Source organism: Thalassospira profundimaris (assembly GCF_003326675.1).
Taxonomy (GTDB): Bacteria; Pseudomonadota; Alphaproteobacteria; order Rhodospirillales; family Thalassospiraceae; genus Thalassospira; species Thalassospira aquimaris.
This window is the reverse complement of sequence record NZ_JPWF01000008.1, coordinates 36161-50683: the sequence shown is the minus strand read 5'-3', so window position 1 is coordinate 50683 and position 14523 is coordinate 36161. Positions and strand designations below refer to the sequence as shown.

The window sequence follows — 14523 nt, the reverse complement described above, 5'->3', positions numbered from 1 at the left end:
GCAAATGTCGGGCAGGGTGCCTAGCGACGATTAAGCAACGCATCCTGCCAGCGACGAATAAACCGTTCACGTTTTGACTGATCAAGATAGACCAGCAATCCCGGACCTACCGGGAAAGAACGTACACGTTCACCATAACGATCAAAAATCAGCGACGAGAACGGGCTTTGCGGAACATCCGAACGTACCGGATTGAAATTGCCGTCGTTTTGCAGAACGCTTTGTCCCTTGATCGACAACATGAAATCAAGGAAGCGTGCGCCGAGCTCCGGATGTCGGGCTGCCCGCGGAATGATTGCGATACGCGAATACACGACAATGAAATCGTCGGGCAGGATAACGCCAAGGTTGGGGTTGCGATGGCTGAAGGTTTCGGCGTAGGAGCCTAGCAGATTATAGCCCAGAACAACCTGCCCGTCGGCGATCTTTTCGAGCATCGGTGACGTGTTCGAGTACAGCTTTACCTTGGACTGACCGAGTATACGGACGAAATCCCAGATACCGGGAAAGAACCGTTCATCACGGGCAAGAAACAGGAAACCAACGCCGCTTCGTTCAATGTCATAGGTCGTGACCTTTTCATTGAACAGGTCGTCATGTTTGGTCAGAAGTTCGAAGAAGTCATTTCGGGTACGCGGCGGTTCAATGCCATGTTCACGGAAGAAAGCCCGGTTATAGGCGATGACGGCGGGTTCCTGGGTGACGGCAAAGGCCTCGTTCCGCCAGCGCGCCCATTGCGGCAATGCCTGTGTTTGGGTGCTTTGATGGGATGTTGCATAGCCATCATTTGCAAGTTTCATTTGCAAATCCATGGACGAGCTGATGATCAGATCAGCATTTGCCTCGCCATTTGCCCGTTGCGTCAGCGTCAAATCATACATTTCAAGGGTTTGAAGTTGATGATACTCAATCTGGATAAACGGGTTTTCTTGCTGGAAAGCTTCGATCACCGGGCTGAAGGCCCCGATATCGGCTGATCCGTAAATGACTGCAGTTGGTGCCTCGGGGGCCAAAATTGACTGTTCCGGGTCGGGGATTTGTGCTGTGCGTAATGGTTCAAAGGTAAACATCTCTGCCAATGCAGAAGATGCTTGCATCGTGATCAGGATGGCACATAAACGAATAAGGGTACGGCCCAGGGTCATTTTGGATACTCTATGTCACTTCGGCCAGTTGGTGGCTGTGATATGAACAAAGGGTGTCGAGGCATTCTGTTATATCATGTTCATCATGATAAATGGCAAAGCATAACAAAGCCGTAGAACGGTGTATCAGGGAAGAGAAGTACAAACAATGAGAGTCCTGGTTGTCGAAGATCACGCAGCACTGGCCGACGGGATTGCACGATCCTTGCGTCAATCGGGCTATGCTGTTGATGTGATTGCCGATGGCGAGGAAGCCGACGATATCCTGCGCACGCAGGAATACGGGCTTGTTGTGCTTGATCTGAACCTTCCAAAACTTGACGGCCTGGAAATTTTGCGACGCTTGCGGCATCGCGGGGCTGAAAGTGCGGTACTGATTTTAACCGCACGAAGCGATATTGAAGACAGGGTCAAGGGACTTGATCTTGGCGCGGATGATTATCTGGCAAAGCCGTTCGAGCTGGTAGAGCTCGAAGCGCGGGTGAGGGCGCTGATGCGCCGCCATGCAGGCACGCACAACACCCAGATCAAATGCGGAAAACTGACATTTGATACCGTGGCCAGGCGGGTGATGATTGAGGATCAGGATATCGAAATTCCGCGCCGGGAGCTTAATATTCTTGAAATCCTGCTGCTGCGGGTCGGACATGTCCTAAGCAAGGAGCAGATTTCTGACCAACTTGCAGGTTTTGAAGATGATATCAGTGCCAATGCGGTTGAGCTTTATATCAGCCGGTTGCGCAAACGCGTCGAAACCGCCGGGGTTAAAATCCAGACCGTTCGCGGGCTTGGTTATTTGTTGAAAAAGACATGAAATGGCGTAACGGATCCCTAAGGCGCAGGCTTGTCATATGGTTGCTGATCCCGCTCTTGGTGATCAGTTCTCTGATGCTGCTTGAAGTTCGAAGCAACGCAATTAAGTCGACAAATCAGGCGTTTGATCGCGCACTTTTAAGTTCTGCATTGGCAATTGCCGACCGTGTTGTTTTGATCGGTGGCAAGATCGAAGTCGATGTGCCCTATGTTGCGCTTGAGATGTTGACCAGTGCGGCAGAAGACCGTGTTTTCTATCAGGTCAGTACCGGGCAGGGCGAATTCATCACCGGTTACGAAGACCTTCCACCCGTGCCGGAACAGTTTTTACCACTCCACGAAGAACCGGTTTTTTATGATGCGGTCTATAATGGGGAGCCGGTTCGGATTGGCGCAATTTCCCGTTATGTCGCAAGTGTCCGCAAAGCGACGCGTTTTCACGTGCTTGTTGCCGAAACCATGGGAACACGCACCAGCCTGAGCGAAGATATTCTGGCAAGTGCAGCAGCGCGCCAAATTCTTTTGATCATGTTGGCTGCGATCATTGTCTGGTTCGGTATCGGTCAGGGCCTTAAACCGCTTACGCGACTTGAAGAAGCCTTAAATCGGCGGTCACCAACGGATTTGCGGCCGATTTTGCACGACGTTCCAACCGAGGTACGGCATCTGGTCGGGGCCATTAACCAGTTGTTCGGACGGCTTGAAAACAGTCTGAAAACAATGCAGCGGTTTACAGCAGACGCCGCACACCAGCTTCGCACGCCATTGGCAGCACTTCGTACACAGGCAGAGCTTGGTCAGCGTGAAAAAGATTCCGAAAAGATGCGGCAGATCATGGCAACAATTGCGGCATCAACCCGGCAAACATCGCATCTTGCCAATCAGTTGCTGGCGTCAGCGCGTGCAGCACCCGAAGGACTTGCCGGACGGCCATTTGAAAGGATTGATCTTTGCGAGATCACACGGTCCGTCACCAGTGCAAAAGTACCAGCCGCGATCGAAAGCGGCATAGATCTTGGGTATGAAGGCCTGACAGAGCCAGCATTCATCCTGGGCGACGCAACACTGATCGAAGAGCTTCTTAAAAACCTGGTGCATAACGCGTTGATCTATTGCCCGGATGGCAGTGCCGTTACCGTACGGCTTGAGAAAATAGATCACCAGGACGCCGTCAGACTAACCGTCGAGGACAATGGACCGGGTATTCCTGTTGAACACCATAAAGATGTGTTCAAACGGTTCTATCGGATCAATGACAACAAGCAGGAAGACGGCTGCGGTCTCGGTCTTTCAATCGTCAAAGAAATCGCAATGCGTCACGAAACCAAAGTCAAGTTGTCGGAGCCGCAAGGGCATAGCGGCTGTATTTTCAGCATCCGATTTGAAACGGCAGCAGCATCCGATTGAACACAATCTGCGAGCACTGAAGGCTAAGTGATTGGAGTATATCATATTTCCGGCAATATAAAATTTGTCAAAGTGTCTCACCAAAATTTACGTTGTGATTTTGGCCGAAACTTTGATTATATAAAACAATGCTATACTGCGTTTTTTACTTTAAATCACAACTTACAAAAAAAGTGCTTCTAAATGACTTTTGTTGTGATTTCTCGTAGCCTCAGATCCAACAGTTCGACCTTGCCAAGGATGATGCCGAATATGCGTTTAGGGCGTTTAACGGGATTGTTTGGGACATTTGAAATCCCATTCGTTTGATAAGAATCCCATTGGCCCAAGGTTCCTACACCAAAGGGCCTTACATTGAGTAGTATCGACCATCTTACCATGAATTTCTCTGTCGATGGTGGTTTTCACTTTTTGTTGGTTCATCTGAATATTGCAGAACGACTGAAAGGATACCGCATTCACCTTGAACTCACCTAACAGGAACTCGCTGATGAAGCAGGCATATCTGGGCTAACCCTAAGCCGATTGCTCGATGGCAGGGGCGCCACACTGGATCCATTCCTAAAGCGACGATGAACCAATAGCCGCCTATATTCCGGAACCACGTGACAGTCCGTTAACGCGACGTCTCGTCGTTGATCGTATTGCCGGTCATCCGATCAGTTGAATCGACGAACTACTACCCTGGAACATCGATTTCCACGCCTGACCATCTCCCTGAAACGGGTGTTGAAAACCTGTCAAGGTAGCCGTGAGTGGATGCTTACAACTGAGAAGAGTTCAACTTAGTCTGCCAGCACCTTCGTTGCCGCAATAACAATCGCCACTATCGTTATATGGTGGCATTAATGATTCCTGCCCCTAATTGTCGGTCCGGCTTCGCCGCAGCTTGACTTTCTTCCCCTAAAAGTAGCATTTTACATGTCGCAATAGAAACTTAGGCGGTTGGGTTTGGTCAAGAAAGCTATCAAATTTCTTTTATCGGACACTTGGATTGCGGGATTTTCAAGACTGATTCCGATCGTCTTTGGTTTTCTTGCTTTCTATAGTTGGGATGACTTTCGGACTTGGTTCGATGAAAATGTTGGAGCCACTTTGCTGGCAAAGGTTGTTTTTATCGGTTTGTTATTTGTCTCGGCACAGTGGGTTTTTGTGTTGCGCAGGGCTCATTTGGAGCTGGAACCGGAGCGAGATCAATTAAGGTCCAATCTCAGCCAGGTACAAAGTGAACTCACCGAGCTAAGGAATGGTATGGTGCCCGTGTCCCCCGAAGCATCGTTCATTGAAGGGATTTCTTTATACATATCATCGCTTTCCGAAAAAGGGCGTGATCGGCATGTACTTAGGCTTAGAGATACACTGTCCCGCCATTTGTGGGTGGAGGGACTATTGCGAGCAAGAATTGCGGTTGGTGACGCTGCCGCAAATGCGGCCGCACGTTTGGGCGATGATCATAAGCAAATAGCGGCTTTAATTGATGATCTTGGCTGGACGCTGGTGGCTATGGAAAAACGCACCTTAGCTAAAGAAAAGATCGAGCTCGGACTAAAGATCGCGGAGCGCGTTGGAAGCCCCTACTGGGTCTCTAAGGCGCATCGGCATCTAGCCGGCATTGCGACGATCGATAGGCGTTTCAAGGAGGTGTATGAAGCTCTGCAAAAATCGGAATTAGCCGCTGATGAGATCGATGACGATAAGCAGAAAGCCGAAATGCTAGGTGGGATAAAATATGCGACTGCCGTCGCTCTCTTGTTTGAAGGAAAATATGAAGAGGCTCTAAAGTTTGCTCAAGAGTCTGCGGATATTCGTGATCAAAACGGGGATGTCACTAGATCCGTAAGATCATACGCGCTTCGAGGCAAAATTCTTTTGAGAATCGGCGACTCGACGAGCCGCGGCGAGGCTGAAGCAGTATTCCATAGAGGGCTTAGGGAGGCACAGAGCGTCGGTCGGAGAGACGAAATTATCCGCAATTTGAATGGATTAGCGAAGATCGCGGAGCTTAAAGAAGATCCTGAGGCCGCGGTTGCATACAAAGCCCAAGCAAACGAAATGATCCAAGAAACTCCTGTACCCTACGAATTACTTGATAAACTGTGAGGTGCCAAATGGCTGAAGAACAATTTGACTATTTCGACGAGAACTATAGATCGCTTGGCACTGCGCCAAAAAGCGTGACTCGAGCCAATGGATTATGGGTCCATTCGTTCCACTGTTGGATGTTGAGCTTATCCGGAGAGCCAAGCATGCTAGTCCAGAAACGCGCCGCCGACAAAGCCTTGTTTCCGGACTACTTGGATATCTCAGCAGCGGGTCATCTTTCTGCTGGCGAAAAAGTCAGTGACGGTGTGCGTGAGATCGAAGAGGAGGTTGGAATTCGGGTTGCGTTCGAAGATCTTATTAGTTTGGGTGTTAAGCATGATGTAGCTAAAGCTGGCGAGATTATTAATAGGCAATTTGCACATGTCTTTCTCTATCCAAATGCACCCAAAATTGAGGATCTTGTTCTCGATAAAGTTGAGTTAGACGGAATGATCTCTTTGCCGATCGCCAAGGGGTTAGATCTCTTTACTGGAAAGTTACCTTCTATCGAAGTTACAGGCATTGAAAAAAATCGTTCTGGAGACTGGAGCCATATTTCTAAAGAAATTTCTCCGGAAGACTTCATCCCGCGAGTAGACCCCTACTACTACAAGATGTTTGTTATCGCAGACCTGTACTTAAAAAAATACCCATACCTCACGATCTGATTATGAGAAGGATAGTCCTAGTACGGCATGCACAGGCTGAAAAAAATGTTCAGGATCGGCATGGGGGAAGTGGATCTCAACTAACTGAAAAAGGACGAACTCAAGCTAAAACATTTGCATCAGACTTGCGAGATTACTTCGGTAAGATTAGCCGAGTTTTAGTGATACCCAAACCTCAGTGTTTAGAGACTGCGTCTATTATATGTGCCGATATTAATGTTGAGCCTGAGGTCACCGAGCTGCTGCCTCCATACAATTTGGGGATACTAGATGGCCTGTCCCGCACCGAAGCAAGAGAACGGTTCCCGGCTCATGCATTGGCGATGGATCGGTGGCGGAGGGGCTTGGACGAAATTCAAATGCTTAAAATTCCTAACGCTACTGAACCTAGCGAATTTTATAAAAACGGACAGCATTTTCTATCATACCTTGAGCAAGAGGGTGAGCAATGTGTTTTCGTAGGAACACGATCTACATTGGTTCTCATGTGGAATGTCTTGCGAGGCAGAGAGCCCATCGTTGGTGGTGGATATTTTGAAAGGCCTTGGGAAAATCTCGAATGGGTTGAATTTACACGGAACGATATTTGCTGCCCGTGGACGGAGCAGCGCACACAGCGTCCGCCGCCAGAGATTTCCTGATCATGTCACTAGGTTTTGAAAAAATAGGCTCGGTTGGCATAGGCAGTTCGACCCAAATAAGCGGTCGGGCTTCACTTAACGCGGGGCGCACTGGCGTTATTGAAATTGGGAACGGCTGCAATATCAAGGCTGGTGTTAGGTTAGTATCATATGGTGGGAAGATAACTTTAGGCAACCGTGTGAGTATTGGCGAAAATACAGTCATATATGGTCATGGCGACGTGAATATTGGTGAATCTACGGCAATCGGACCTCTTACATTTGTCGGAAGTCAAGAGCACATTCGCTCTGACCAAGGGCCACTCCGAAATACTGGAGAAGAGTTCAAAGAGGTTATCATTGGATCTGGAGTTATCATTAGTGCAGCTTGCGTGGTTACGGCGGGAGTTAGTATCGGTGATAAGGCATTCATTGGAGCCGGATCATTGGTGTTTCATAGCGTGCCATCTGGCGTTCTGGCATTTGGCAGTCCCTGCCGTCCGATTCAAAAGATTGAACGGAATCCCTTAGAAGGATGGAATGACGAAGAGAATTGGTAGGGAGAACTTAATTGCGCAAGATTTTCATCAATGCAGATATTTACACGCACGAACAAGTAATCCCTCACGGATACATTGATACCGTGAATGGCAAGATCGAAACGATTGGTAGGATGGATCAGGTCGATTTATCCGATCATGAGGAACTGATCGACATCACAAACCATAACCTTTCAGCAGGCTGGATGGACCTACAGGTCAATGGGATCGGCAACACATTGTTTGAAAATGTCACGAACGGAGACGGTATCGAAGAGATCGGAACGCTCCTTCGACAACAAGGAACTACTAGTTGGTTTGGAGCTTTGACATCGGTTCCATCAACAAAATTCAACCAAATCAAGCATGTAGTTCAAACGACAGTGGGGAAATTTGGATTTAGCGGTGTTCATGTTGAAGGTCCGTGGATAAATCCGGACTTTAAGGGGGGCCACCCAAGCGAACGTATCAAGGCTTCTAGTGAAGCTCATGTGGAGTTCGTGCGGGCGGTTTCTTTATACTGCCCTGTAATCGCAACCGTGGCACCGGAGATTATACCATACAACGAGTTGCAGGATTTGTTATCGATGTCCAATGTGACTGTTTTAGCAGGCCACACAGATTGTTCTTGGGTAAAGTCATCTCCGCCCGCAATACACGGTTGCACCCACTTATTCAATGGAATGCCTCCGCTTTCATCAAGGATGCCTCATGCGCTTGGTTGGTTGATTGGCAATCGATCGCGAATGGCCTCGATAATAGCAGATGGACGCCACCTCCAACGTGAAACAATCCAAGTCCTCAAGCGGGCTTGCTGGCCCGATCAAGTATTTCTCGTAAGTGATATTATGCCGTCAGACGCGATAGTCACGGATGGCATCGATTGTTTGGAAGACGTCATGCTGGATAAAACAGACTCACTAGTTACGAAAACAGGAACGATAGGTGGAGCGAACTCTAGCATACAGGCTGGGTTGAAGTTTATGGTTCAAAAAGTTGGTGTGCCCATGGCAAGCGCCATTAATATGGTAACCACGGTTCCCGCCGCACTAGTGGGGCGGGAGCAGCGTTTACTTATGGCTGGTCACGGAACGGATTTGGTGAGTTTTGATAACCAATTCAACGTGAAAGAAACTCATCAATTGAATTAGAACAACCACAGTGAGCAGCTCTGCAAGCTCAGCTCGGCCTGATGCAAACTGTCGCAGGAAACCGGATCATGTCTAAACTCGACTATCAGATCGCTTCCACCCACCAGATCCATCAGGATATTGCGCAGCGACTGAATCGATACCGGATTCATCTTGAACTTACCCAGCAGGAACTCGCCGATGAAGCCGGTATATCTGTTCCAACTCTCAGCCGCTTGCTCAATGGCAAGGGCGCCACACTCGATACATTCCTGCGCGTTCTCAAAGCGATGAACCTGGTCGAGGCAATGGCCGCCTATATTCCGGAACCACGTGACAGCCCGTTTGCGCCACGTCGTGCTCGGCCAATTGCAGATCGCCAGCGTGTTCGGAGCAAAAGTGAGGTGCCAGTTTGGACAGGTTTCGATGATACTGCGCCGGTATTCGATGATGACTAAATGCTAGTAAGCCGAGTCTGAGTGCTGAGGGTGTTCGCGAATCAGCCAAACAGGTGCGCTACTGATAATGACTGCTATTAGGTGCCTGAGATAATGTCGCAAAAATGATACGTTAACGTCGAAAATACCGGTTAATACGTCAAAATTGATGCGTTAGTGTTTGACGATATCACCCTCTCAAGAACCTACCCGGCAACGTGCCGGGCAGTCTGTGTTTGCTCAATGTTACAACTTGATATCAGAACGCTTTTTTCACTTCTTTTTACTCTTGGAGTGTTTCAATAGCAGGTTTGAGATAGCACGAAACATAGAAGTATCTGCGATCTCTCATGGCCTGTTTAAGCGCCTACTTGAGAAGTGTCTCCAGATCAATTTGGTTCTGCATTGAATGCCCTCCATGAAAGCAAAAAGAGAGGCATACCCAGGGAGATACAACCTATAATTCAGATGTGATTGTGGTAATGTCAGGGACATGAATTCATCGAGAGCAGGCCCAAGCATCAGAAAACCCAAAGAAAATATCGAAATGTGCTGTTAGGCTTTTTGGCGTTTTACACTTGACGGATACCTAGTGCTTTCAGGATGCACTATGGGCCAGTGGATAGAAAGGGAGCGGCGCAATGCTTGATTCGCAATCATATCAACCGGCGAATTATCTCGACTCAGCCATTCTGAGTTCTTTGCGCCAGCTTATTGATTTACATCCTGCTCTTGAGCAAGCGACAGGGCAGCTACCAAGGTTCGATATCGTGCTTGATGCAAACATCGCTATTGGCGACTTGCTGCACAAGCATCAAAACCCTCACCTCGAACAAACCGCCCTTCAGGAGGTCGTTAAATCAGGTGTCGTAAGGCTTTGCGCGCCGAGCTGGCTTGAAACTGAGATGCTTACAAGCACCATTCCGCAGGTATCGCAAAAAAAGAAAATATCGCAGGAGGCTTTGCGATCCAGTTGGAAAAGCTATAAGGCGGCTATCATATTTGACGCGCGATTTGATCAAGCGCAGGAGGTCACGACAAAGAGTTTGGACCCCAAGTATGCACCTTATGTGCAACTACAAAACGCCATATCCGCGCTAGGCATTTTAAGCAACGATAAAGATATTGATGCGCTTGGTGGTACTAGGCTTGAACGAAAACTGGTGATGACAATCCGCGCCTATGCCCGGTCAGCAAGCTATTCAGTTTCGATCAAAGTTGGCGGTGTTGTTATTTCCAACATAAGCCTTTCGGTCCTGAGAAAAGTCATGCTGTTTTTTCGCGATATGGCCGCACGAATGCCTGACTGGATGAAGCTGTTGCTGTTGGTTGGGGTGATCTTTGTCTTGGCCCATCCTGAGAGCCGCGCGCGTTTTAGTGCCGTGATCAAATCCATTGGGCAGGGGATCGGCGATGTTTGGCCGGACATCCAACAGTTTCTGATCTATGCATCAGACAAAGTAGCGGAAGAGCAGAAAGCCCTTGCCGCGCTAAACAACGGGACCAAACCCTATATTGGTTCGTGAAAGTGCATGCTGGCTATATTACCGAGATTACAGCAATTGTTTCGGCTGTGAATTTGTCCGTTAAGGAACTTTAATGAACAAAATCAGTAACACCGCTTTAGGAGGATGCCGACCAATGCTCTAGGCTTGATGAGCGTACAATCATAACTACTAATGACCGGAGGAACAGTGTGAGCAAAATTGGTCGGAATGATCCGTGCCCCTGTGGGAGCGGCAAGAAATATAAAAAATGCTGCTTACGGTCCGGTTTTGAGGAACCGACGCCTCCTAATCTCCACCAGGTTCTTGGCATGATAGGCTCGTCTTCGCCCGCCGACGATCCTCACGACCTGCAATTTAATAAAGTGCGGTCCTCGTTGGAGGCGCTATTCACAGCGTATTCCGCTGAAGACGTCATTCTGACACTCGGCGTTTCAGATCTTTGGCTTCCGAATATTTCAAGCCAGATCAAACACCTGTTTGCGTTCGGCATTTTTGCTGCAATTTCACCAAATCGATTTAAGTCTGAATCCAGAGTGAAGGACTATAAAACATTTTGTGAGGCTTTAACACACATCCACGAACTGCTTCCGTCGTTTCCTATGCTTGAGGACTATGTTCCCGAAGCAGATTGGGGCGAAGTCAAGAGTTACTGGCAGGGGCGAGCACTGCGCCTGTTTTATGGCACCTCGCTTGAGCGCGTTCCGGATTACATCGAAGCCTTTCGCCTCACGAATGCAGATAAGCAGGCCGCTTTGGACGACATGTTTGCCGGGGTCCTTCTGCAAGATAGCATTTTAACTTCCATCGATAAATCGCTCGTCGGTGACATAGACGGCATTTCTCCGGGGCATATCGAGATTCCCCCGGAACCATTTTGGCAAGTGTGCCGGGCGACACTTCTTTCTGTTGGAACCAGTTTCACAAGACCCGGGCAATTCAGCTCGGAATTGGTTGTGGAGCTTGGAAAATCGGACTTTCCAAAGAGCTTCTTCGGCTTTGGGGATGCCTTGATGACCGGCAAACTGCTCCCAGCTCTTTTTGTTAAGATCGGTGAGCTTCTATTCCCGGTAGCACCAAGATGCGCTGTAACCAACATCGTCGACTTTTGGGGGCATCGGGCGGAAGCCTTACCTTTCAGGGGGCATTACAATTTCACGCAACAGGTCAGCGAATTTCTCGCTAGCAGAATAGCTGACGGTACGATTATCAGGGGACCATTCTGGGTTCGTGACGAGAATAGAATTATACCGACGCTTTTCGCCGCTTTCTTACGGGGTGATAGCTGCTTTTATTTCGTCGTCATCTTGAGCAAGGGCGATTTAGAGCGCCTTCCCGCGATCGAGGCCGAGCTTCTAGATCTGGTAACTCGCCAGGACTGGGGGATCCAGATTGACGGCACAAGCCAAGGTCTCCAATTTTCGGGCGTCGATGGCAACGCCATAAAGCCGGACGAGATCGTGATTCTGGCCGCCTTACCGCAGGAATCTACTGAGGGAAGCAACTTTATACCTCCCGAAACGAAATCTGCTCAGATTCTTCCAATTGCTGATTTGGTGTCGATTTTCGACTCAATTAAGGACCTGTCTGAGTTCGATCGGTTTTGGGCTTATATCAAGGCAAATCAAGGCGCCCTCCACCTGGGCCTCCTTAGCCTCACGGACAAATTTGCAGCGTTTCGCTATTCCCATGGCGTCCTGATAGATGGAGCGATTGAACCGAACCTCGTCATGATCGATCCGCACAGTGGATCGAACTGGCGATACGAGGAGTTAACCAAATTCTGGAGCATAGCACCGGCATGTTTCCCAAACGATGAGCCAAGGAGTTGGGTCATTGAGCCTGGCGAGGATGGAATTCTGGATATGACCTCGAAGGCACAGCCCACGCAGGCTTGGGCAATGACGGTGTCAGGATGCACATTGCTTCTCGTCCACCACATTCAACTTGAGCTTGATAACTTGGACATCAGAGTATTAGAACTCTTCACGCACTGTGTTGCCGACGCCATTTACCGCATGCGGGGTGATTTCGAGGCCGCCGAGATGTTTCACCGGCATCGGATCATTGTCGAACTCAGGGCTAACGCGGAAATGCTTGCGTCTGGACCACAGGTTGAAGGTGACGATATACCCTTACTTCAAGGATGGGAGCAGATCGACGACGGTAGCGACGACACATCCATAAGAGTCGGTGTTTCCATAAATCTTTCATCTGCTCTGGCCCACTTTGAAGATCCGGTCGACAACAGCTTCGAGGTCAGTTGCGCCTGTTCCATCTTGGAAGGAATGGCAGCATTTCTCGGAGAGCCCATGGACGCAATGCTGATGCAGAAGGTGCGGTCGGTGGCGCCGGGCAAACCACGGTTCATGCTCTCACGATCCTCGCGAATCGTCGATGTCCCAGACTTCGTTGATCCGCAAAAACCACGACCAGATATGTTCAAGCTTGCTCGTAAAGCCATTGCGATCATCTTTAAAGAGCACGGTATCAAGCCCGGCCGATTTGAGCTCGATGAGGCAAAAAGGTTGATCGATTTGGCACGCAATGCCTTTCGTGATCAACTTCACAAGCAAATTGGTCGCTTCAACAAGAATCGGGTGCTGTCGTACTGCGTCGCCCAACATGACGCGTGGTCTGTAAAATTTCAGCGAACACGAGATCGCCTGGAACAAAGTCTTAGGCACGAAGTCAGTTATGATCGAGAACAAGCTTTTGCTGATGCCCTTCACGACCTCGTAACAGAAAGTCGCAATCTCCGCTTTCTGTTGGAGAGCTCCCTCAGCCTGCCGTCGACACAGGACGTTATGCCGTCTGATGACGACATCCTACAACTTCTAGCGCATGTCGACTGGCTTCTGGTCCTTTACAGCGCCAGCGACGCGCTTCACAACGGAATCGCTACCGGAGGGATCGAAATCAGCGAGGAATTGGTGCCGAACGTCTTTTATTCCGACCAACAGGTGGCCCAGGAAGAGGCGTTCAAACGAGAACAGGCGAGCTACAGCCTAGGTATCGACCTCGATTCCAGCGCTGATACAATGCCGCAGAATGCCGATAATGGATACAAAGAGGATTTTGATGCAGCTTTCCTCAGAGATACTCAGTTCAGCTTCAGCCACATGATGGACGCTCTGTCAGTCTTGATGCAGTGGGAAACACTTCATGGGAGATCGAGTTTCCAACTTTCCTACCGTGAAACAAAGAGCAACATTGTGCAGGCGCTCTGCTCGTTCATTGACGGAATAAGCGCAGATGAGGCGGATAGCATCGTTCAATTCCTTAGCCTGCGCCCGACCGAGATTCGGAGGCTGATCGGGAAGGATGTCGACGAAGGGGATGTCCCCATTTGGGAGCATAAAAAACGCGGCGGACGATATACAATCAAGCCACTAGTTCCCCTAGACCAAGATATCCTAATTTGGGGCGCAGCATCTGCGCAGAACGCACAAAAAATTTGGGCGGGAAACGTCATGAGTGGCTACCTACCGGCTGACTATGATTGGCCATCGATCCAGAAGCAGGTCCGGACGATTAAGCAAGCTCATGAAAAGGGGCTAGAGCACTTGGCTTTCGAAATCGTCTCGAGTTACACCTCGTTCTCCGTTAAAGGCATCGACTTTAATCGCCGTTTTCCGGAGGAAAAATTTGACGATGTTGGTGACTTCGACGTCCTCGCTTACTGGCCGCAAGAGGGAAAGTGGCTAGTTGGCGAATGTAAGTACAACCAACCTCCCTTTTGCCCAAAGGATGCAAGACGATTGCGCGAGCGGATTTTTGGGATTTCCCCTGACAGGGGGCAGTTTGCCAAGATCGAGAGGCGCAGGGCTTTTCTCTCAACAAACATGGAGCGGTTGCGTGAGCTTCTGAAATGGCCAGCGCCTACCACTAGGCAGATATCCATTGACGAATTGTACATAAGCAAAGAAATTTATTGGTGGATGCGCTTCCCCCCATACGAGGTCAACACCCAATTCGTAAGAATTGATGGTCTTGACTTTTGGATGATGAACAACTGCTCAGATCGCATTTTGGCGCTTCCACCACGACCGCACTGAAAACAAGCCTCCTCTCTTCAATATCATCGGCCAAACCGCGACATGAGTTGGTAGCAAGTTTTTGTTTCGACAAGTTGCCTCAGGCTGTGAAACTGACGCTCCGCCAAATGGTTACCGGG

General features: G+C 49.2%; 11 protein-coding genes. 10 read left to right on the top strand and 1 reads right to left on the bottom strand.

Going from position 1 to position 14523, the window contains the following annotated elements; all coding sequences use genetic code 11:
• Positions 1-20: 20 nt before the first annotated feature.
• A complete protein-coding gene (locus TH19_RS12955; protein WP_114102785.1) occupies positions 21-1145 on the bottom strand; it encodes an ABC transporter substrate-binding protein in 1125 nt (374 codons plus the stop codon).
• Positions 1146-1293: 148 nt separating this feature from the next.
• Between TH19_RS12955 and TH19_RS12950 the strand changes: the two genes are divergently transcribed.
• From TH19_RS12950 to TH19_RS23080, 10 genes are all read left to right on the top strand, one after another.
• Positions 1294-1959 (top strand): response regulator transcription factor, encoded by a 666-nt coding sequence (locus TH19_RS12950; protein ID WP_114102784.1) that lies wholly within the window; start codon positions 1294-1296, stop codon positions 1957-1959.
• A 59-nt stretch (positions 1960-2018) separates the two neighbouring features.
• Complete coding sequence (locus TH19_RS12945) at positions 2019-3365, top strand: sensor histidine kinase (protein ID WP_258547952.1); 1347 nt, start codon at positions 2019-2021, stop codon at positions 3363-3365.
• A gap of 951 nt (positions 3366-4316) precedes the next feature.
• Entirely contained in the window at positions 4317-5465 is a 1149-nt protein-coding gene (locus TH19_RS12940; RefSeq protein ID WP_147250764.1) for a tetratricopeptide repeat protein, read from the top strand.
• Positions 5466-5473: 8 nt separating this feature from the next.
• Positions 5474-6115 (top strand): NUDIX hydrolase, encoded by a 642-nt coding sequence (locus TH19_RS12935; RefSeq protein ID WP_114102781.1) that lies wholly within the window; start codon positions 5474-5476, stop codon positions 6113-6115.
• 2 nt (positions 6116-6117) lie between these two features.
• Positions 6118-6756 (top strand): histidine phosphatase family protein, encoded by a 639-nt coding sequence (locus tag TH19_RS23255; protein ID WP_114102780.1) that lies wholly within the window; start codon positions 6118-6120, stop codon positions 6754-6756.
• A gap of 2 nt (positions 6757-6758) precedes the next feature.
• Entirely contained in the window at positions 6759-7295 is a 537-nt protein-coding gene (locus TH19_RS12925; RefSeq protein WP_114102779.1) for an acyltransferase, read from the top strand.
• An 11-nt stretch (positions 7296-7306) separates the two neighbouring features.
• Positions 7307-8425: a hypothetical protein gene (locus TH19_RS12920; RefSeq protein WP_114102778.1), complete on the top strand. Its 1119-nt coding sequence runs from the start codon at positions 7307-7309 to the stop codon at positions 8423-8425.
• Between the two features lie 68 nt (positions 8426-8493).
• Complete coding sequence (locus tag TH19_RS12915) at positions 8494-8862, top strand: helix-turn-helix domain-containing protein (protein WP_181846407.1); 369 nt, start codon at positions 8494-8496, stop codon at positions 8860-8862.
• Positions 8863-9482: 620 nt separating this feature from the next.
• On the top strand, positions 9483-10367 hold the full coding sequence (locus tag TH19_RS12910; RefSeq protein WP_114102776.1) for a hypothetical protein: 885 nt from the start codon (positions 9483-9485) through the stop codon (positions 10365-10367).
• Between the two features lie 170 nt (positions 10368-10537).
• The gene (locus TH19_RS23080; RefSeq protein ID WP_258547951.1) at positions 10538-14404 is read left to right on the top strand and encodes a YecA family protein; all 3867 of its coding nucleotides are present in this window, start codon (positions 10538-10540) and stop codon (positions 14402-14404) included.
• Positions 14405-14523: the final 119 nt, after the last annotated feature.

Bases quoted from the DNA above. Each gene is read 5' to 3' on its own strand.
- TH19_RS12950 (WP_114102784.1), top strand. From the start codon at position 1,294: ATGAGAGTCCTGGTTGTCGAAGATCACGCAGCACTGGCCGACGGGATT.
- TH19_RS12925 (WP_114102779.1), top strand. From the start codon at position 6,759: ATGTCACTAGGTTTTGAAAAAATAGGCTCGGTTGGCATAGGCAGTTCG.
- TH19_RS12915 (WP_181846407.1), top strand. From the start codon at position 8,494: ATGTCTAAACTCGACTATCAGATCGCTTCCACCCACCAGATCCATCAG.
- TH19_RS12935 (WP_114102781.1), top strand. From the start codon at position 5,474: ATGGCTGAAGAACAATTTGACTATTTCGACGAGAACTATAGATCGCTT.
- TH19_RS12955 (WP_114102785.1), bottom strand. From the start codon at position 1,145: ATGACCCTGGGCCGTACCCTTATTCGTTTATGTGCCATCCTGATCACG.
- TH19_RS23255 (WP_114102780.1), top strand. From the start codon at position 6,118: ATGAGAAGGATAGTCCTAGTACGGCATGCACAGGCTGAAAAAAATGTT.
- TH19_RS12910 (WP_114102776.1), top strand. From the start codon at position 9,483: ATGCTTGATTCGCAATCATATCAACCGGCGAATTATCTCGACTCAGCC.